At 32.3% G+C, this 21,290-nt stretch carries 15 protein-coding genes; 4 read left to right on the top strand and 11 right to left on the bottom strand.

Annotation, left to right across the window (positions count from 1 at the left end; all coding sequences use genetic code 11):
* Positions 1 to 41: 41 nt before the first annotated feature.
* The 4 genes from BIW12_RS02735 to BIW12_RS02720 all read right to left on the bottom strand — a co-directional run bounded on the left by BIW12_RS02735 (position 42) and on the right by BIW12_RS02720 (position 7,683).
* Positions 42 to 2,012: a DUF3857 domain-containing protein gene (locus tag BIW12_RS02735; protein ID WP_071183702.1), complete on the bottom strand. Its 1,971-nt coding sequence runs from the start codon at positions 2,010 to 2,012 to the stop codon at positions 42 to 44.
* The gene (locus BIW12_RS02730) at positions 2,009 to 3,946 is read right to left on the bottom strand and encodes a DUF3857 domain-containing protein (protein ID WP_083382033.1); all 1,938 of its coding nucleotides are present in this window, start codon (positions 3,944 to 3,946) and stop codon (positions 2,009 to 2,011) included. Before BIW12_RS02730 ends, BIW12_RS02735 begins: the two co-directional genes overlap by 4 nt.
* The gene (locus BIW12_RS02725; RefSeq protein ID WP_071183700.1) at positions 3,921 to 7,175 is read right to left on the bottom strand and encodes a toxin-antitoxin system YwqK family antitoxin; all 3,255 of its coding nucleotides are present in this window, start codon (positions 7,173 to 7,175) and stop codon (positions 3,921 to 3,923) included. The genes BIW12_RS02730 and BIW12_RS02725 overlap by 26 nt, the downstream gene beginning before the upstream one ends.
* Positions 7,176 to 7,245: 70 nt before the next feature.
* Positions 7,246 to 7,683 carry a DUF4268 domain-containing protein gene (locus BIW12_RS02720; RefSeq protein ID WP_071183699.1) on the bottom strand — a complete coding sequence of 146 codons (438 nt, stop codon included), beginning with the start codon at positions 7,681 to 7,683 and terminating at the stop codon, positions 7,246 to 7,248.
* An 88-nt stretch (positions 7,684 to 7,771) separates the two neighbouring features.
* Here BIW12_RS02720 and BIW12_RS02715 point away from each other — a divergent pair, with 88 nt between their 5' ends.
* The 3 genes from BIW12_RS02715 (at position 7,772) to BIW12_RS02705 (ending at position 10,844) form a co-directional block, all read left to right on the top strand.
* Positions 7,772 to 8,425 (top strand): NUDIX hydrolase, encoded by a 654-nt coding sequence (locus BIW12_RS02715; protein ID WP_071183698.1) that lies wholly within the window; start codon positions 7,772 to 7,774, stop codon positions 8,423 to 8,425.
* Between the two features lie 65 nt (positions 8,426 to 8,490).
* The gene (locus BIW12_RS02710) at positions 8,491 to 9,312 is read left to right on the top strand and encodes a lysophospholipid acyltransferase family protein (protein WP_071183697.1); all 822 of its coding nucleotides are present in this window, start codon (positions 8,491 to 8,493) and stop codon (positions 9,310 to 9,312) included.
* Positions 9,313 to 9,635: 323 nt separating this feature from the next.
* Positions 9,636 to 10,844 carry a 3-oxoacyl-[acyl-carrier-protein] synthase III C-terminal domain-containing protein gene (locus tag BIW12_RS02705; protein ID WP_071183696.1) on the top strand — a complete coding sequence of 403 codons (1,209 nt, stop codon included), beginning with the start codon at positions 9,636 to 9,638 and terminating at the stop codon, positions 10,842 to 10,844.
* Positions 10,845 to 10,854: 10 nt separating this feature from the next.
* Here BIW12_RS02705 and BIW12_RS02700 read toward each other — a convergent pair whose 3' ends face one another.
* A complete protein-coding gene (locus tag BIW12_RS02700; RefSeq protein ID WP_071183695.1) occupies positions 10,855 to 11,946 on the bottom strand; it encodes a DUF3810 domain-containing protein in 1,092 nt (363 codons plus the stop codon).
* A 106-nt stretch (positions 11,947 to 12,052) separates the two neighbouring features.
* On the opposite strand from BIW12_RS02700, the gene BIW12_RS02695 reads away from it, so the two are divergent.
* Entirely contained in the window at positions 12,053 to 13,516 is a 1,464-nt protein-coding gene (locus tag BIW12_RS02695; protein ID WP_071183694.1) for an aminoacyl-histidine dipeptidase, read from the top strand.
* Positions 13,517 to 13,818: 302 nt separating this feature from the next.
* Here the strand turns inward: BIW12_RS02695 and BIW12_RS02690 are convergent, their stop codons facing one another.
* The 6 genes from BIW12_RS02690 to BIW12_RS02665 all read right to left on the bottom strand — a co-directional run bounded on the left by BIW12_RS02690 (position 13,819) and on the right by BIW12_RS02665 (position 21,002).
* Complete coding sequence (locus tag BIW12_RS02690) at positions 13,819 to 14,586, bottom strand: carboxypeptidase-like regulatory domain-containing protein (protein WP_071183693.1); 768 nt, start codon at positions 14,584 to 14,586, stop codon at positions 13,819 to 13,821.
* Positions 14,587 to 14,675: 89 nt separating this feature from the next.
* Entirely contained in the window at positions 14,676 to 16,541 is a 1,866-nt protein-coding gene (locus BIW12_RS02685) for a DEAD/DEAH box helicase (RefSeq protein ID WP_071183692.1), read from the bottom strand.
* A 612-nt stretch (positions 16,542 to 17,153) separates the two neighbouring features.
* Complete coding sequence (locus tag BIW12_RS02680; protein ID WP_071183691.1) at positions 17,154 to 17,732, bottom strand: non-canonical purine NTP diphosphatase; 579 nt, start codon at positions 17,730 to 17,732, stop codon at positions 17,154 to 17,156.
* 249 nt (positions 17,733 to 17,981) lie between these two features.
* On the bottom strand, positions 17,982 to 19,490 hold the full coding sequence (locus tag BIW12_RS02675) for an FMN-binding glutamate synthase family protein (protein WP_071183690.1): 1,509 nt from the start codon (positions 19,488 to 19,490) through the stop codon (positions 17,982 to 17,984).
* A gap of 281 nt (positions 19,491 to 19,771) precedes the next feature.
* Positions 19,772 to 20,569: an NYN domain-containing protein gene (locus BIW12_RS02670; protein WP_071183689.1), complete on the bottom strand. Its 798-nt coding sequence runs from the start codon at positions 20,567 to 20,569 to the stop codon at positions 19,772 to 19,774.
* Between the two features lie 106 nt (positions 20,570 to 20,675).
* Positions 20,676 to 21,002 (bottom strand): DUF2200 domain-containing protein, encoded by a 327-nt coding sequence (locus BIW12_RS02665; protein WP_394332092.1) that lies wholly within the window; start codon positions 21,000 to 21,002, stop codon positions 20,676 to 20,678.
* Positions 21,003 to 21,290 lie beyond the last annotated feature (288 nt).

The raw sequence follows: 21,290 nt of genomic DNA, 5'->3' as shown, positions 1-21,290 counted from the left end.
CTCTTTTAGTATTTTGGGGTAATATGGTTAAATAGTTTTTATTAATTAGATAGAATTACTACAATTTTATTAAAATCAGCAGCAGCATTTATTACGGCTTTATAATCTTCAAAACATGATAAAGGGTAGTTTATTATATTGTAGTATTCTGTGTTTTCTACAACAATTTCATTTTCCTTTTTATTGTAATTACTAATAAAAGCAGCTTCTGTCTTATTATTTATTTTTGTCTTGAAATCCATATTGAATTTTTCCAGATTTTGGATTGTAGCACCTTGTGGTAAAATTATTTTAATTTTACGAGTGTAAAAATGAGGATAATCAATTTCTACAGGTAGTACTCTTTTGTTTTCTTGATAAAACTCCATTTGTCTTCCTATAATTTGTCCTATCGAAAACAAATATTTGTCTCCAGCCATCTGAATAAGTTCTTTCCCTTCAAAAGTTAAATCTAAAACAAATGGTTTTTTACCTATATTTTCAACGCCATCATTGCTAGCTGTTAATGTTTTGTATTCTGTTTTAACAGAGTAATTTTCTGCAATATTTTTAAGTATAGCTTGGTATTGCTCTACAGGGTAAAAATCTTTGATAGGTTGCATGTTAAATCCTGAATAACCTCCAAATGAAATTTTACTAGTAATATTTGGATTAGCAATATCTTTTGTAAAATCAACTGTAATATCCATATAGTCATGTGAAATATCAGTTCCCGGGATTTCAATAAAATCTATATCACTAATTGCCATAGTTGTTCCTGCAAATTCTTTTTCCTTGATGAAAAGACCATAGTTGTTGCCTAAATATTTTGGAAAAAGCGGAACTCTAAATTCGGCTTCTCTCGGACTTAGGTATTTTTTTATATTTGGAAAGTAAAGTAAAAAATCATTTAGGTTTTCATAACTTTCAAAATCTTTGTCAAAAGGTATTTTATAACGGCTTGTTGTAAAGACAACATTGTTTTCAATTTTAAAATTTTTCAAAACGGCTTTGTATAATTTTAAAAGATCAACTTCATTCGCTTGTTTTGATTTAATTATATCTGTTAGATTTTCATTAGAATTAATAAAACGTTCAAATGTTATTGTTTTTTTGATTTTGTTTTCAATATTCCAAATTTGTTCTTGTTCATCATTGGATTTTGTAATTGTAGCACAAAATTCATCAATCGATTTTTGTTGTTTTTTATCTAACGCTACATTGATACGGTTGTGTACATTAGTTGCAAATTCTTTGTAATTATACAGGTTTTTTGCACCGTTATTATTGTTAGCATCTAATTTGTATCTAAAAAGTTTGATTTGAACATCCCAATTGGAATACTTCTCGTCATCATCTAATGCAGCAACATCTTTTTCATTAAGCGTAAGTACAGTTTTTCCCTCTATTTCGTTATTGCTAAGCGTTGGGTTGCTTAAGTCATTATAACTTTTAGTTTTGAATACTAAGTTATTTGGATAAATTAACTGAAAGCTTAGGCTACAAATAGGAAGTTGAGCTTGCATTTTTATGGTTTTTCCTTTTAGGTCAGGATTTTCTTCAAGTAAATATATTTTTTCAATTATTGCCCCTTTCTCCAGGCCATTAACTGCAAAATAGTTGTATTTAAGACCTCTTTCTTTATCTATTTCTTCTTTAATATCTTCTGGTTTTAAAGTAATTATAGTACCATTTTTTAAAAGAACCCTTACTTTGTTCATTAAAATGGTTTCATTATTACCAAATGAAATATAGATTTTATTGTTTCGTTCTATTGCTTCATCAGAATTGATAAATATTTTTTCATGTTTAAGATGATATTGTTTTGCGGTATTACCTGTTACAACAATTTCAATTTTTTCAGTACAGTCAAGTATAACTTCTTTATTGTCTTTGTATAATTCGGGGATCTCTATTTTGTTTGGTTTTTCTAACCAGTCATAATTTTTAAAGGAGAAGTCTTGTCCATAGTTTATAGTAAGATTAATGAATAAGAGCAATGTTAGAATTGTTTTTAAGTTTATTTTTTTCATATTTTTTTTGATAAAATTAGGACTTGATTGTAATTGTTTTTTAGTGCTTTAATGCTTGTGTTCCAGAGCTCAAAATCAGATTTATCCAGAGTTAATTTTTTTTGAATTAAATTGATATTTAGCTTTAAATTTCCGTCTTTTAATTCATAAATGAAATCAGCTTTTATACAATCGTTATCTAAACTAAAATTTTTTGGGATTTGTTTTATATTATAGTTTTTGGGAATTTCTAAATTATAGTTTTTACTGTATTGGGTTAGGTATTCAAAATCAAAATTTGAAATTCTGTTTTTTTCAATTAAGAGGTTTTCAAAAAATTTGTCTAAAAATAAATTGATGTAGCAATCAGAGTCTAATTGTATTATGTAATTGTCTAAATCAAAATTGTAATTTATAATATATGGTTTGTCTTTATAATTCCTGTTTTCTTCATTGTATTCTATTAAATTAAATTTATTATTGCCTTTTAAAACCAGGTTTTTAATAGATTCAAATCGGGTTTTATTATAAGTATCCCCAATTTTCATTAGTGTATGACTTCTGTTGTATCCTTCAAGTTTTAATTTTCCTGTTCCAATAAGTTTGTTGTCTTTAAGAGTAAGATTTACATCATCTGATATTTTATTGTTTTCAGCCGGAACAACAGGTACTTTTACAATTTTGTATTTTTCATTTTCATAAAGTAAGGCTTCTTTTCCTTGAATAAAAGCGGTTGGGATACCGTAATTTGTTTCGTTATCAGTAGCATCAAGAAAAATATAATTGTCATTTTTTTTAAATACCGCTATCATATGATTGTCAACAGCAGGAGTAGGTAATTCATTATAGGTGTAAGGCAAACTTCTTGTGCCAATCCAAGCTATAGTTACATCTTTTATTTCAGCATACTTAGCCATACAGTTTATGAGGCTTCCCATATCTTTACAATCGCCAAATTTGCGTTGGAAAACTAAGCTGGCTTCACGTGGTATGAAACCTTCATAACCATTTTCAAAAGCAATATATTTTATGTTTTCTTTTACCCAATAAAATATTGCTTTTATTTTTTCTTCATCGTTTTTTTTGTTTTGGGTAATTTCTAAAGTTAAGTTTTTTAATAGACTGTCTTCTTCTTTGTTTAAGTCTTTAATAAAACCTTTGTAATAATTATAAAGATTATCGATATTGTCTAATATGTTATTTGTTTGATTATCAACTGTGTAATTTTTTATGTAAAAATTGATATGCGGAACTACATATAAATAACCAGGGGCATTATTTTCGTATTTTAAAGGTTTAATATCTGATAAAGTCCATTTGTAAATCCATTTTCCTTTTTTTTCAGATTTTGAAAAAACAATATTATTATTAGGATCATTAAAGATTTTAAATCCAATTTCAATGTTTTTTTCGGTAGTTATTTCAAGTGTTGAGTTTTGAATAGGTAAATCACCACCAAAAATGAACTTATGTAATAGATAAGGATCAATAAATTCAGTTTGATAGTTGTACACTTTTTTAGAACCTGTTTCCAGGTTGTTAAAAGTGAGTTCACGTACCATTACATCATCAAAGAAAACGCTTCCGTTTTTTGAAGATTTTTCATTGGATTGGGATACTTTTATTTTTTTTTCTTTTCCATTATCATTAAAAAGTGCATAGGCATCATAACTATTCAGTTTTACTAAATTGGAATAATAAAATGATTCTTTGTTGTTTTGAATACCATTTTGAGAAAGTATCATTGATTCAAAATGGTTGTCTTGGATTATTTTTAGTTTTTTATTTTCTATAGATATATTGTATGACTGTTGGTTATTTATTATTAGTTCGTTATAGTCAGGATATGTTTTTTTATACTCAGTAAGAGTATTTTGTGCAATAGCACTGATGTTAAAAAAACATAATATGAATAAAGAATATAAAGGCTTATATTGAAATTTCGACCAATTCATTAGAATTATATTTTTTAGTTGTTTTTAGTTTTCCGTTAGTATAAATTAAAGTTTTACCATTTAATTGGTCATTTTTGTATTCTGCTGAAATTTTAGGTTTTGTATCTTCATTAAAAAATTCTTGAAGTCCATCATAATTATTGTTTATAAAATGCTCCTTTTTATAAATAGTACCATTAGAATAATATTCAATTCGCTCTCCATTTAATAGGCCGTTAGTGTAGTTACATTCGTATTCTGTTTTTCCTTCGACATTTTTAATTACGAGTTTCCCATCAGTTTCGCCATTAACCAGATTTATTTGCATAGCTATTTTTCCATTAGAATAATAAGATATAATGTTTGCATTTTCTTTATTAATGATAGTTTTAGATAGCGGTTCATTGTTTTTGCTTCTTGCAATGTAATAAACAGGACTATTGTTTTGGTAACCTATTGTAAGAATCAATTCTCCTTTTTGATTGTAATATAAATGCTCTCCTTCTTGAGAATCGTTTATTTCGTTGTATTCGGATAATTTTGATTTATTATGATAGTAATGAGTGGTCTTGCCATTTTGAACACCATGTGTAGTGGTGTATTCAACTCTGAGATTTCCACATAAATCATAATTTTTGCTTGTACCATTAGTATATCCTAAGTAATAATTACTTTCGAATTTTAGAGTGCCTAAAGGACCATAATATTTATAGTTGTCATGTAAAAGACCGTTGATGTATTTTGCTTCTACAATTGTATTGCCTAGTTTATCTTTTTCGGTATAAGTACCATTATTAATACCATTTACAAGTTGGGGACTACGAGTTATTGTGCCTTGAAACAAGTTAATGTTAAATATTCCTGTTTTGTTTTTATAGTCAAACTCATTTTCAATTTCTCCTTTTTCATTGTAGGTTTTTGTGTTGGTTGCAGCTCCGTCAATATATGTAGATTGTTTGTAGATATTTCCGTTTTGCCAATATGATTTGTAATCGTAATTTAAATTTTCATCTATAAAATAACCTTCATTGTTTAGCGTACCATCAGGATAAAAAGTTTGATAAGGTCCGCTTTTGATGTCATCAGTATAGTTGTAAGTAGAGGCTAATTTCCCATTTTCATATACTTCATACTTACCGTTAATTTTATCATTAATAAAGTTTTTTACAGTGTTTAAACTTCCGTTTTTGTTTAGAGTTTTACTAATACCATTTAGCAAATTAGCGGTATAATTTTCCTCTAATCTTTTTGCGCCTGAAGGATAATAATAGAGCCAAAGGTCATTTTTTTCCCCATTACTATAATTACCGGAAACTATTGTAGTTCCATTATAATCGTTCATGTCGAATTTGTTTTTCAACAAATTAATTTCAATTGGTTTTGGGTTTTTTAATGAATATTGTATTCCTGAATTGATCTCCCCGGATTTATATTTTTCAATAAAGTATAGATTTCCTTCTATATCATAGTAATTATAATTTTCAAGCTGTTCTTTATCATTGTAAAAGGCTTCACTGGATTTCTTTCCATTAGAATAATAGTTGGTTAGGCTTGTTAATTTTCCATCGTTATAATTAAATTCTCTTTCCAATAATGAATTTGCATAATAAGTTTTATAGGAATTTTTTACTTTACCTTTATTGTAGGTTGCTTCAGATTTGATAGTTTTGTCGTTATAATATTCAAAATATTCTCCATCAAGTATGTCATTCTCATAATTCTCGATTGCTGTTAAATTACCTAATTCATTATAGGTTTTGAAACTGCCATTTAGTTTTCCGTTTAAATAACTGATTTCCGATTTTTGTTTACCGTTTTCAAAGAGACATTCGTATTTCCCGTTTCTTTCTCCATTTGTAAAATTAACTTCGCATTTTTTTCCTCCATTAGGATAAAATGAAGTACTTATTCCTTCTAAAATTCCATCTTGGTAATTTTCTATTACGCTTACTCCTCCGTTTTGATAATAGGTAGTTCTTGTGCCATTTAATTTTCCGTTTTTAAATGTTTTTTCTTCGGTTATTTTACCTTCATCATCATAGTATTTTTGGAGTCCGTCTAATTCATTATTTACGAAGTTTAATTCTCCAATTAGCATACCGTTTTTATTGAGGTATTTGTACTTTCCTTCGTATTTTCCATCAATTACCTTTCCTACAAGGTAAGGCTCGTTATCTTTTAAAAACGTAATGACTTCTTCTTGTTTGCCAAACAAATCTTTATTGCGTTTTGCGAAAAAATACCAAAAATCTTTACTGTAAAAATTATCTTCAAAGTATGTTATTTTTTTCTTTTGCTTATTTAATTCTTTTTCGAGTTTATCTTTATAGGATAAAAGCATGTAGTAGGAAAATCCTTCAAAATAATTTTTCTCAACCATTTCTTTAATCCATGGAATGTAGGTGGTTTCAAAAAAACCATCCCCCATTTTATGTTCAAGGGTGTATTCGGCTACCGCTTGAACCTGTCTGATAATTACATCATCAATTTCAGATTTTATTTTATAAGCTTTATTTAGGGGTAATTGATTTCTTAAAATAGTTTCTATTTCTTCGAAATTATCTCCGGTTTTTGAAAAAATAAAATTGTTTTTAGTCAGGTAATTTTCTCCAAATTTAGCGTTTAGTTGGATAATAGCTTTTTCTGCAAATTTCCCATCTGGAGCAAGTATAAGATAACTCATTAAGGCAAGAGTTCCTTCTGTTATTTTTCCATTTTCAAATGCAATTAGACCTAATAAATAATGTGCTGAAGCATAATTTGGATTGATGATTATGACTTGCTTAAGTAAATCGATACATTTTTGATGTTCTTCTTTCCTAATGTATAGAATTGCAAAATTGTATAAAAAAGAAGCAGAATTTGAAAGGTATTGTTTTCCTTCAGTAAAGATTTTTTCTGATAATTCGTATTCTTTATTGTCACTTAAAAAGACAGCGTATAGGGTATATAGTTCCGGACTTTTTTGCATTTGTTTGGTCAAATACAAATTTTCTAAAAATAACTTCAGCTCATCTTTTTTATTTAAAGCATTTAGACATAATGCTTTTTCATATTGTGCTGAAAGATATTTAGGATCGTTAGGACTAATCTTATTGTATTCGGCAATTGCTTCGTCAAATTTTTCTAAATCATATAAATTGACTCCTTTTTTTATAATAGAATCATTGTTGTAAATATCAGAAAAACCGTTTTGAGAATAGGACTTAGAAATAAACCCAATTAATACAATTAAGAAAAAATGTTTCATTATGAAATTTATATTTATTTTTCAAATATAAATTTTTTTCTTTATTGTAAGAATATAATTGCTTATTATTTTACAATTCAATATCCTTTATAAACTCATCATATTCCAGATAAAAACGTTCCAGAGCATCCATTTTTTCATTGTAGAAATCAAAAATAGTATCCCAATAATTGCGATTACTAAAACCTACACCCGTTTTTTCCACCCAAATACGGCTGATTGTTTTTCCGTTTTCTAAAACATAGTCTTTTTCGAAAACCAAATCAGCGATAAATTCTTCTTCTAAAATGCTTTTTAAAGCTTCCAGTTTTTCAAAGTAAGCAATTCTTTTTTCGTTATTGCGGGGTTGAATGTCAATAAGAACCTGAGCTTTTTTATTATCAACATAAAATTTAAAAGAGAAATCCTTAATTTTAGTATCGTACAACATCCATTTTCGGGGATATTTTTCGGCAAATGTTACCCAGAATTCCCGTTTTAATTTTTGTGTTTCTTCTTTGCTATACATTTTAAAGAGGCTTTGATTTTAGAAAATTTGTGCAAACTTGTTTTCTAAAGTATATTTATGTTTTATTTGCAAAAATAGACTTTAGATTATGGATTTTCAATATTTTTTAAAATTTATACCTGATTTAATTCAGATTCAGCTGCCTGCAATTATTGCTCATGAAAAAATGATGCCGTTAGAACGCAAACAGCTTTTGGCGAAAATAAATTTAAAAGAGAAAAATCCAAGAAAAGCAGCGGTAATGATGTTGTTTTATCCTAAAAATAGTCAAACTCATTTGGTTCTCATTGTTCGGAATTCTTATCCGGGAGTGCATTCAGATCAAATTGCTTTTCCGGGAGGAAAATTCGAACAGGAGGATGTTGATTTTCAAGCTACCGCTTTGAGGGAAACCGAAGAAGAAATAGGGATTAGCCCTGATAAAATCGAAATTGTAAAAGCCTTTAGTTCATTGTACATTCCGCCAAGTAATTTTATGGTGTATCCGTTTTTAGGAATTTGTAAAGAGGAAATTCAATTTGTTCCCGATCCTAAAGAAGTAGCCGCTATAATCGAATTGCCTCTGAAAGTTTTCAGGGATGATAGTATTGTAACAATCGAAAATCTATCAACGTCTTATGCTTCGCTTATTGAAGTTCCTGCCTTCAGGATTGAAGGACATATTGTTTGGGGCGCAACAGCCATGATATTAAGTGAATTGAAGGATGTTTTAAACTTGGTTTTATTTGATGAAAATGAATAGAATCAAGGTTCTCCAATAATAATTTGTAATTTTACATTTCAATTTTTAATATCAAAGAACAGTTTATGGGACTAGTTAAAAGAAATCCTTTTGGACATATTTTATTTCTTAAAAAATGGTTGATTCGTGTTTTTGGGAGCTGTACTCATAGGCGTTATCGCGGATTTAATGATTTGCAAATTGAAGGTTCGGAAATTATTCGAAATTTGCCCGATACCAATGTGCTTTTTATCTCCAACCATCAAACTTATTTTGCCGATGTAGTGGCAATGTTTCATGTGTTTAATGCCAGTTTAAGCGGACGAATTGATTCGATTAAAAACATTGGATACCTGTGGCAGCCCAAAATGAATATTTATTATGTGGCAGCCAAAGAAACAATGCGTTCGGGATTATTGCCTAAAATATTGTCGTATGCCGGAGCTATTCCAGTAGAAAGAACCTGGCGTTCAGAAGGAGTGGATGTTGTCGAAAAAAGGGCTGTAAATCCTAATGATACCGAGAATATTAAAATAGCACTCAACGATGGTTGGGTCATCACTTTTCCGCAGGGGACAACCCGTTCTTTTAAACCGGTGCGGAAAGGTACCGCTCATATTATCAAGCAGCATCGTCCAGTTGTGGTTCCTATTGTTATTGATGGTTTCCGACGTTCTTTTGACAGAAAGGGAATTAGAATGAAAAAGAAAGGGATTTTGCAGTCTTTTATCATTAAAGAGCCGCTTGAAATTGATTATGATAACGACACCATTGATGAGATTGTTGAAAAGATAGAATATGCTATCGAGCAGCATCCGTCTTTTTTAAAGGTAATTCCGGCTGAAGAATTAGAAGAGCAAGAACAATTGAATAAATTGCGCCGATGGGATGTTAATGAAGAAAATTAATTTATTTGTTAAAATTTTCGATTAAAATCTAATTTTTCCTATTTAGTTTTTTTAACTTTATAGTATTCTAAAAATGTTTTTTTGTCTAATTTATTTTAATAATAATTAGATGTTGATTGTGCTATTCTTGAGATTATTCAAGAATTTAGGGGGTGTATTGTTATCTTAATTGCCCCAATGTAACAATACTTTTTTTCAGTTTGTTTTGCGTATTTTTTTTTAAAATATTAAGGTATAGTTATATAATTACTCCAGGCATTTTCAATGTCCGTATTTAAAAGAATACTAAAAACAGCTTCGTTGTTAATCAAAATTACAGATTAATGAAAAGTACTGTTATTTTCAATTTTCACCCAATTATTTTGGGAAAATTGATGGATCAATCAAAACTCAATCAATACACTAAATTTTTATATTACTATTTTCAAAAGTTACATACCGAATCTCTGGCAGGAGACAATCAATTGATGCCATTTGATGAAGTTTCTGAGCAGGTGGATAAGTATGGAATCCCTTCTGAGAATATTAGTAAGAGGCAAATTTTGATTTTTGACGAAGTAGAAAAATTTATTGAAACAAAAATGAATGGGACTCCATTCTCTGCTTATCCATTACCTTCTTGTCTGGAGGCGCACCCCAATGATGTGTTTGGTCCTAAAATAGGTGTTAGAATGGAGTGGTTTAAGAAATATATGGATCATGTTTTTGATGAATTTTATTCAAAAAATGAAACTCAGCCGGAACATCTTATCCATGTTACCTGTTCAGGATATTCTTCACCCAGTGTTGCTCAGCATGCTGTAATTAAAAGAAATTGGGAAACGACTAAAGTCACACATTCCTATCAGATGGGTTGTTATGGGGCATTTCCGGCTATAAGAACAGGAAGTAGCTTGTTGTATGCAAGTCAGGATAAGGGAAGGGTAGATATTGTTCATACCGAATTACTGTCGGCACATTTGAATCTTACCGAGTTTTCGGCTGCTAATACGATGATTTGTTCACTTTTTGCCGATGGTTTTATTGGTTATTCCCTTTGTGACGAAGAGATTCTTAAAAAGGATAAGACTTTTGAAGACAAGCAGGGAATGCGAATTTTAGCTTCGCATGAAGTTATTATTCCTGATACTTTAGAAGATATGTCCTGGGATTTAGGAGAATATAATTTTTTAATGACACTTTCTAAACGAGTACCTGTTTTTATTAGAAAGAACATCAAACATTTTTTAGAAAACCTTTGTAAAAAAGTAGGTATTAGTCTGGATGATGAAAAAGATAAAATGTGCTTTGCAATTCATCCCGGAGGGCCTAAAATTATTGATTATGTAGTTGAAGCGATAGGGATTTCTAAAGAACAGGCCAGATGGTCTTATGATATTTTGTATCGTTACGGAAATATGTCCTCATCAACAATTCCTCATGTTTTAGACGAAATGATTCATGATAATACAATTGCCTCTGGAACCAAAGTTCTAGCAATGGCTTTTGGTCCCGGACTTACTGCAACCGCTTTGTTGTTAGAGAAAACCTAATTCGAAATTTTTACAGCGCTTTTGTTTTATAGTAATTCACCAGTAAATTAATAAATTTACTATAACTGTCTATTCCTTCTTTTTGCTGGTTTAGTTTTAAATAGCGGTCATAAAACAGATGAAATCCTTTTTCAATAGGAGTTTGGTATTGCATCCAGAAATCTTCACTTTCCTGGTAATTTTTTAGAATGCCGGGGTGAATCGTTTTTAGTAATTCCTTGTAAATTGTTTCATTTCGAATATACCAATTGTTCAAACAATATCGCAATGCAAAGCTATAGCCCGAATATTTAAAGTACAAATTATCATTGTTTACCGAAGCCAAAAAACCGATGAAATTGCATTCACTTTCGCTGGCATAACCCATTTGATGTGCCATTTCGTGACAACTTGTTGTGGGGAAATTGTACATTGGCATAAAAGAGTTCACTTGAGCTTCATTGGTAAAAGGATTCAAATAACCACCAAACCCCATATAGGTTAGCGGTAAACTAAATAACGATTTTTTGATGCTTAAATTCGAATAAGCAAAAAAAGGATATTGAGCGGCTAGATTTTTATAACCATGTAAGTTTTTGATAAAAGCGACTTCTTTTGAGTAGGGAAAAACTACTTTCAGGCTGTCGTTTTTGGTAATTTGCCCGTGAATTTCATTGGTTTTAGCAATGATTTTTTTTGTAAAATTGTATAAATCGGCATCCGAATAATCACGTTCAATTTTCATTTTTTCGAAAAGGGGAATTCTGTAATAGTTGATTGCCCAAAGAAAATGAAAGAAAAAATAAAACACGGAGAGTACGCTTAAAATGGATAATGATAGGTCTTTCCAATTCCCTTTAGTACCGTTTTGTCCGACCTTGCTTCGTGTCCAGTTTTTTCTATTTTTCCAAAACCATTTTACTGCCAATAAAATCAACATAAAATACAATACATCTCCTATTGAAAACGGAATCCAGCCTAAAATGATTCTGAGAAAATTCGATAGATAAGGATAGAATCCATTGCTGTAAAAAGCTTCTACAGTCTCAGGGAAAAAGCGAATTATTTTGAGAATTAAAATCTGAATAAGGAGTAAAAAAGGGAGTAGGTATTTCCGTTTCAAAATAACATTTTTTTAAGCGTAAATATAATTACAATAATCAATTATAATGCTAAAAAAGGATTTTAAACTTTGTAACTTTGAGTTTTTTAAATCGAAAATACAAGATATGAGTCAAGAGATACGGAATTTAGAACCTAAGGCATTGTGGAATAATTTTGCCAATTTGAATGCGGTTCCAAGACCTTCAAAAAAAGAAGGACGCATTGTGGAGTTTATAAAAGACTTTGGTGAAAAATTAGGATTAGAAGTCTTTGAAGATAAAATTCATAACGTAATTATTCGAAAACCAGCTACAGCGGGAATGGAAAACCGTAAGCCAATTGTGTTACAGGGACATTTGGATATGGTGCATCAAAAAAATGCCGATACTGTTTTTGATTTTGCTACTCAAGGCATTGAAATGTATGTTGATGGAGACTGGGTACGTGCCAAAGGAACAACTCTTGGGGCGGATAATGGACTTGGTGTGGCTGCAATTATGAGTGTTTTAGAAAGTACCACAATTGCACACCCTGCTATTGAAGCCTTGTTTACTGTTGATGAGGAAACCGGAATGACAGGCGCAATGAACTTAAAAGGAGGTTTACTTCAAGGAGAAATTCTGTTGAATTTGGATACAGAAGAAGATGATGAAATTGATATTGGTTGTGCAGGAGGAATTGATGTTACGGCTGTGGCTGAGTACGATGAGGAGGAAACTCCGGATCATTCTGTGGGATATACTATTACAGTAAAAGGGCTCAATGGAGGACATTCGGGGGTTGATATTCATAAAGGTTTAGGGAATGCCAATAAGATCATGAACCGACTTTTATATGATGGTTTTGATAATTTTGGTTTACAAATTTCGGAAATTCACGGTGGAAGTTTACGCAATGCCATCCCGCGCGAAAGTGTGGCAAAGGTGATTATTGCTTCAGTTTATGATGAGGCTTTTGTTTTTGATATGCAGCAAATTGTCAGCGAAATTAAAAACGAACTAAAAACTACCGAACCTAACTTAGAAATTGTTTTCGAGAAATTAAAAAAAGCACCATCAAAAGTAATGCCTCCGATGGCGCAGTATTATTTTGTGCGTTCGATGGCAACGGCTGCTAATGGCGTACATAGAATGAGTGCTGATTTTGATAATCTAGTGGAAACTTCGAATAATATTGCTAAAGTTGCGGTTGGCAAAGGAAAATTATCTGTGCAATGTTTGACGCGTTCTTCGGTTGAATCGGCTAAGTTTGATTTGGCTAATGATTTGCGTTCTGCCTTTGAATTAATGGGCTGTGAAGTAGAAATTTCAGGTTCTTATCCGGGTTGGACACCGAATCCTGATTCGGCTATTTTAGAAACCTTGGTTCCAATTTATGAAAAATTAAACGGAGAAAAGCCTAAAGTAGTGGCTTGTCATGCCGGATTGGAATGCGGGATTTTAGGAGCAAATTATCCTGATATGGATATGATTTCTTTTGGACCAACAATCCGTGGAGCACATTCACCAGACGAAAGAGCCAGTATTGTTTCTTCTCAAAAATTCTGGAAATTTTTAGTGGAAATTTTGGCGAATATTCCAGTAAAATAAGAAAGTGTTCAGTAATCAGAATTTAGTGTTCAGCTCGTTTGTAACTGAATACTAAATTCTGAACACTGCTCACTAAATTTAGTCTCTTTTAGGACTGTTTTTTTTCTCTCTTTTTTCTTCTTTCTTCTCTTTTGCTGTTTTTAACGGTACTTTTTTAACCGTTTTTTTAGCGTCTTGACTTTTTGCCATGGTAATTGTGTTTTGAAGTTGTGTTTTAGTAAATGTAGGGCTTATTGTGTTTGCTTTTCTTTTTATTTAAAAATCCCCAACTACTTTGTAATTGAGGATTGATTTAATGTTTTTTATTTCTTTTTTAATACCTTGTATTGTTCATAGCATCCGCTTATGGCATCCATGATTTGAAGGTCGTTTGCGGTTTGAATAAAAGATTCTGAATAATTGCATCGTTGCAGGATTTCAGGGATTTCTTTTTTATCGATACCTAATAAAACGGCTAATGTCTCACGGTCAAATTTAGATTCCAGAAGATTTCTAACGGTATCATCTTTTTTCATTTCCCGGAGTTTTTTAAGCTCAGTTGACTTTTTACCAAAGAAATTATAAAGCATATCAGCAGGATTGAAAATCGATCCCAATACTTTTCCAAATGCTCCGGGTGAATATTCTCCGGCTTCATAGCCACTATTTAATCCTGAAATGCTATAGCGGTAATTTTGATTGACAGGAATGGTTTTAGAATCCACTTCGAGATAACCGGTTAGGTTAAAGGGTCTGATGACTACTTCTTCCAGTGCAATGGCTTTTTCGGTTAAGAAGATTTTAGCGACTTTATTTTTAATCCAGTCATTAGTTACTTTAACTCTTAGTGATTGGAATCCTAAAAAGGAGAAATGTAAAGTATCTGTAGGGTGAACATCAATTTCAAAATAACCTTTGGAGTCTGTTATAGCACCTCTTACTTTGTTGATGTTTATGATGTTAACTCCTGTTAGAGGCGTTTTGGTATTATCGTTGTAAATATAACCTGTTACCTTTTGAGAAGGAGTTATTGTTTGAGCAAAAGAACTTGCAGATAGTACTAAAAAAAAGAAAACTACAAAATATTTCATAAACTGGTTTAAAACTTTAAAAGTAATAAATCGGCTTTAAATATTTTGTAGTTTATTATTTTAATTATAAGAAAATTAACAGTGGTCTGTTAGTCTCTTCTTGGTCTTCTTGGTCTGGATGAATCACCAAAGCTTTCAGAACGTCTAGGGGCTCTATCAGAAGAACCTTCTCTTCTAGGAGCTGTACTTCTTTCGCTTCTGAAACTGCCTTCTCTTGGAGCTGAGTTTCTTTCGCTTCTGAATCCGCCTTCTCTTCTTGGAGCAAAATTTCCTTCACGTCTTCCGCCTTCGCGTCTTCCACCAGAATTTCTTCCGTTATGGTCACGTCTTCCGCCACCATCATTTTTGGAAATTTCAACATTGATACGACGTCCTTCCAGTTGCACGTTGTTTAAAATATCCATTACTTTATCAGTATGTTCCGGATCAGTATTGAAGAAAGAGAAACCTTCTTTTACGTCAACTTTGAAAACATCATCACGACCTAAGTCTAGTGTTTCTTTCAGATAATCTTTCAATGTCATCCAGTCGAAGTTATCTCTTGAACCAATGTTCACAAAATAACGTGTAGCACCACCATTGTTGTTTTCTCTTGGAGCGCGATCGTCACCACGTTCACGTCTGTCAGAACCTGAAGCAGAAATATCTCTGGTTTTCTTATAGTAATTGATGAAACGGTTAAATTCAACAGAAACCATTTTCTTAATCAATTCTTCTTTGGTTAAACCTTCAAGAACATCATTGATAGCTGGTAAGTAGTTGTCAATTTCGTGATCAACTTCAGTATCTTTAATTTTGTTGGCTAGGTGTAATAATTGAATTTCGCAAATTTCGATTCCGGAAGGAATTGTTTTTTCTTCAAATTTTTGTTTGATGATTCTTTCGATAGAAGAAATTTTACGCAATTCACTTTTAGTAACAATCACAATCGAAGTTCCTAATTTACCTGCACGACCTGTACGACCTGAACGGTGGTTGTAAGTTTCAATTTCGTCTGGCAATTGGTAGTTTACTACGTGAGTTACATTGTCAACGTCAATTCCACGAGCAGCAACGTCAGTTGCAACAAGCATTTGGATTTGTCTTCCTCTGAACGATTTCATTACACCGTCACGTTGTGCCTGAGATAAATCTCCGTGCAAAGCAGCGGCACTGTATCCGTCTTCGATTAATTTCTCTGCAATAGCCTGTGTATCACGTTTTGTTCTACAAAAAACTACTGAGAAAATGTCCGGGTTAGCATCGGCTAAACGTTTTAAAGCTTCGTAACGATCACGGGCATTTACTAAGTAAAATTCGTGAGAAACCGTTGCTGAACCTGAGTTTTTAGTACCAACAGTAATTTCTTCAGGGTTAGTCATGAATTGTTTACCAATTCTGGCAACCTCTGCCGGCATAGTTGCAGAAAACAACCAAGTGTTTTTTTCGTCTGGGGTAGTTGAAAGGATATTTACGATATCATCATAGAATCCCATGTTCAACATTTCGTCTGCTTCGTCAAGAATACAGTAATTAATTTGAGTGATATTTACTAATCCTCTGTTAATCATGTCCTGCATTCTACCTGGAGTAGCCACAATAATTTGTGCTCCTCTCTTAATGTCTCTCGCTTGTTCTGTAATACTAGCTCCTCCATAAACTGCTACCACATTAATACCTTTTACGTATTTAGAGTAGTTTTTAAGTTCGTTGGTTATCTGTAAGCAAAGCTCGCGCGTTGGAGATAAAATCAACGCCTGCGTATTTCTATTGTCGGCATCAATTTTTTGGATAACTGGAAAACCAAAAGCTGCCGTTTTCCCTGTCCCAGTCTGAGCCAACGCAACTAAATCTGTATCTTTTTCCAATAATAGGGGAATCGCTTTCTCCTGTACTTCTGACGGATTCTCAAATCCTAGATCAATAATCGCCTTCAGTAACGATTCGCTTAATCCTAATTGTTCAAATTTATTCATATGTATTTTTAAAATAGGGTGCAAAATTACTGTTAATAATCCATATAAACTAATGCAATTCTAAGTTTTAATGATTTAATATCTTTTGATTATCAGAAAGTTATGTTTTGAAACTAAATTCAAGACTTTCAGTTTTCAGTTTTTTGCAGTAATTATTGAGGGTCTATGTAATAAAAATGAATAAAAATGTTGGATTTCAAACAATTATTTTAGTACACTTAAAAAAGATAATAATGAGGTGTTTTTTTCCTCCTGAGATGATTTGGTGATGGATTTTCGGTTTTTTTTGGATTCGAAAACTAAAATTTGGAATTGGTAAGATTGATTTTTAACAAGAGATATTGAACAATAAAGACCTTCTTGTTTGTTGCTTAAAAAAAGTGAATGTTAATTATTGGTTAATGTGTTGGTTTTTAAATTGTTAAAAGATGTTTTTTTTGTATCTTTACTACGTGGTTTCGATTAATTACTTGAAAGTATTAATCTTCTACGTGAGATAAATATTTCAATAGTCAGCTATGCTGGTATATGTATAAGTTGATAATGATAAATCAAAACCACAAAGTGGGGGCTTTAATAGCCCCCTTTTTTTATAGTCAAATTTAAGATTGATTACTTTATTTCGTTTAAATATGAAATCAGCAATTGAGTTGCTTTTCCTCTGTGGCTAATTTGGTTTTTGGTTTCCAATGATAAATCGGCAAAGGTTTCCTGAAATCCTTCGGGCTGAAAAATAGGATCATAACCAAATCCCTGATTTCCTGATTTCTCAGTAGTAATTTTTCCTTTGGCAATTCCTGTAAACAGTTGCTGTGTTCCGTTAAGATTTAAAGCAATAACGGTTTTGAATTGTGCTGTTCGATTATTTTGCCCAACTAAATTTTTTAATAATAAATCCATATTGTCTTCGGCATTACGCTGTTCTCCGGCATATCGTGCCGAATATACACCAGGTTCTCCGTTTAAAGCTTCTACTTCAAGACCAGTATCATCGGCAAAACAGTCGTAACCGTATTTTTCAGTTACATAATTTGCTTTAAGCACGGCATTGCCTTCAATGGTATCCGAAGTTTCGGGAATTTCTTCATGGCAACCAATTGTTTCCAGACTTAAAATTTCAATTGAATCGGGAAGTAGTTGTTGGATTTCTTTGATTTTATTTTTGTTATTTGAAGCAAATACGAGTTTCATTTCTTTTTTTGTTTAAAGTGCTGGTGTAAGTTGTTGTTTTTTAGTTAATTATGTATTAAATTTTTTCTGTGGTCTTTCCTTTTTTAGTTATTAGTTGTATCTTTACACTGTGGTTTTGATTCATTATGTGTGTATGTTAATTTGGGTAGAAAATGAAAGCACAATCAGCAGCAGAATTTAGTTAATTATAAGTTGAGAGATAGTAAATCAAAACCAATTTTGGAGGGCTTTAATAGCCCTCCTCTTTTTTTAATGTTTGGTTACATTGCTCAAATTATCAGGGAAATACAAATCGGATAAATGGGTAAATTCATTTCCGCGCATAAATAACGATACATCTACTTCTGTATAATTTGTTTTTCCTGCTGCGGCCAGCAATTCGTTGGCAGCATGAAGGGTGTTTTTATGAAAATGATATACTCTTTCAAATTTATCCTCAATGACTAAACCTTTTTCCAGCATTCGATCCTGAGTTGCTATTCCTACCGGGCATTTGTTAGTGTTGCAGCGCAAAGCCTGAATGCAACCCAATGAAAACATAAATCCACGGGCACTATTACATAAATCAGCTCCTAAGGCAATGGCTTTTAAAATGGCGTGACCTGAAATGATTTTTCCACTGCATATAATGCGTATTTTGTCGCGAATGTTTAATCGGATGAGCGTTTTGTTTACAAAGATTAAAGCAGGTTCTAATGGCATGCCCACACCGTCTGAAAATTCTAAAGGAGCTGCACCTGTACCACCTTCGGCACCATCAACAGTTATAAAATCAGGATAGCAGTTTTGCTCCATCATTTCCTGACAAATGGCTTCAAATTCCGAAGTTTGACCAATGCAGAGTTTGAATCCAATGGGTTTTCCGTTGGATAAATTCCGAAGGCGGGCAACAAATTCGATTAAGCCTTTGGGTGAGTCAAAAGCGGTATGACAGGGCGGTGAAAGGATTTCGGTATGTGGTTTTACGCCTCTGATTTTTGCAATTTCGTCGGTGTTTTTAGCTGCGGGTAAAACGCCTCCATGTCCCGGTTTGGCTCCCTGAGACAGTTTTATTTCAATCATTTTTACAAAAGGATGATTGGCTTTTTCGGCAAATCTTTCATCATCAAAATTTCCTTCGTCATTGCGGCAACCAAAATAACCGGTACCAATTTGCCAGGTGACATCGCCTCCTTGTAAATGGTATTGGGTCAGTCCGCCTTCGCCGGTATTGTGATAGAAATTTCCTTTTTGCGCCCCTTTGTTCAAAGCAATAATGGCATTTTCGCTTAAAGAACCAAAACTCATTGCTGAAATATTAAATAAAGAAGCAGAATAGGGTTGTGTGCAATCGGCACCGCCAATGCTTACACGAGGTAATTCGTGGTTTACTTTTGCCGGGAAAATAGAATGTTTTAACCCTTCGTAAGAAGAAGTGTTAATGTCCAGTTGGGTTCCAAAAGGGGTAGTGTCGCTAATGTTTTTAGCACGGCGATAGACTAGCGAACGTTCGTTTCTGGAGAAAGGTTTTCCGTCAGTAGTTCTTTCGATGAAATATTGTTGGATTTCAGGTGCTATTTCTTCAAACATGTATCTGAAATATCCTAAGACCGGGAAATTTCTCAGAATACTATGCTTGTGTTGCATACTATTAAAAATCCCAATTATTAATAGAATGAAAATAGAAATAGCGATTAAAAGACTGGTTTTGAACAGAAAATGTGCAGCAAGACTGAGGATAAAAAGTCCTGTACCAATGATAAAAAATTCTTTTCTCATAATAAAAAGGGTTGTAGTTATCTAAAATAAGAAGAATAACGAAGAATTGAATAAATACCGGGAATTTTAATATTTATTTAATGTTTTGGCGAATGCTTTAAAGCAGTTTTTTGGCTCAAACCTGCCTTATCGGCAGTCGGTTTTCACTAATAGGCATTAAATTCAATGATTCTAAAAAATTAAATTTCACGAATTTTATCTGTTTTTAGGTTTATTCGTGTAATAGTTTAATTTTCGAATTTGTGTTGATTAGTGAAATTGCTGGCATTTTTTTTGTTTTTTTAACTAAATAGCAACCGAACATAAACATGCTTAATTCCTTTTTTGTCTGAATCTCTTTCGTCGATTTCAAGAATATCGGTGAGTGATTTAAGCATCGGAGTTAGTTTTGAAAAACCATAATTTCTAGGGTCAAATTCCGGTTTTTTCTTTACAATAAGATTCCCAACATCGCCCAGAAAAGCCCAGCCATCATCATCGGCAAGGTCTTCAATGGTGGATTCAATTAATTCTATAGTAGGTTCATCAATTTTGTTAAGTGGTTTTTGTGTTGGTTTTTCAATAGTTTTAGTAGTGGTTTTTTCGACTGGTTTTTTGGTTTCAATTATAGTTTTGGCAACTTTTTTCTTGATAGCACCGTCCAAAACTTCAATAAAAATAAATCGGTCACAGGCACTTATAAAGGGTTTTGGTGTTTTTTGTTCTCCAATCCCAATAACTTTCATGCCTGATTCTCTAAGGCGAATAGCTAAACGAGTAAAATCAGAATCGCTGGAAACAATACAAAAACCGTCTAGTTTTCCGGAATATAATAAGTCCATCGCATCGATAATCAACGCAGAATCAGAAGAATTTTTGCCGGTAGTATAGCTGTATTGTTGGATGGGTGTAATGGCATGTTCCAGTAAAACCGCTTTCCAGCCATTGGCATTGGGTTTAGTCCAGTCGGCATAGATACGTTTGGTGGTGGGAGTTCCGTATTTAGTAATTTCTTCCATCATGCCTTTTACATTGCTGTATGGAACATTGTCGGCATCAATTAATACGGCTAATTTAAGTTCTTTAGTGTTTTGTGGCATGACATTTATTTTGAGTGCTAAAGATAGTAATTCTTTATTCTGAAAATGTCCTGCACTGTCTTTTAAAGTTTTGTTAATGCCAGCTTTTGAATGAGCGTTTTGATTTTTATTTCCTCAAAATTTTATCCATTGCCTTTCCTTTAGCTAATTCGTCAATCAATTTATCTAAATAACGAATTTGCTGCATCAGTTTGTCTTTGATTTCTTCTACGCGGTAACCGCAAATAACGCCAGTGATTTTAGTAACATTTGGGTTGATTTGTGGTGCCTGAGTAAAGAAAGTTTCAAAGTCGGTTTTGTTGTCGAGTATGTGTTGTAAATTTTGCTCGTTATAGCCTGTGAGCCAAAATATAATTTCATCTACTTCCTGTTTAGTACGTGCTTTTTTCTCCGCTTTAGCAAGGTAATGCGGATAAACTGACGCAAAGGGCATTTTGAAGACTTTGTGGTTGTTCATTATTTTTTCCTTTTTTTAGAAAATTTGATAACTTTTTGAAGGTTGTCAAATTTAGATTTTTAATGGCACGCAGATTTTGTAGTTTTTTTAATGGATTATCTGAAATTCCTTTAGTTTATTAATACGGAATTAACCACCCCGCCCTCCGGGCACCCCTCCAAAGGAGGGGAAGGTGTGTGGTTTTCCCTCCTTTGGAGGGGTGTCTGAAAGACGGGGTGGTTTTTCTGTGTTTTTTGAGAAAATTTGATAGGTTTTTGAAAATTG

It is taken from the genome of Flavobacterium commune, from assembly GCF_001857965.1.
Classification (GTDB): domain Bacteria; phylum Bacteroidota; class Bacteroidia; order Flavobacteriales; family Flavobacteriaceae; genus Flavobacterium; species Flavobacterium commune.
This window is presented reverse-complemented; position numbering and strand designations above follow the sequence as displayed.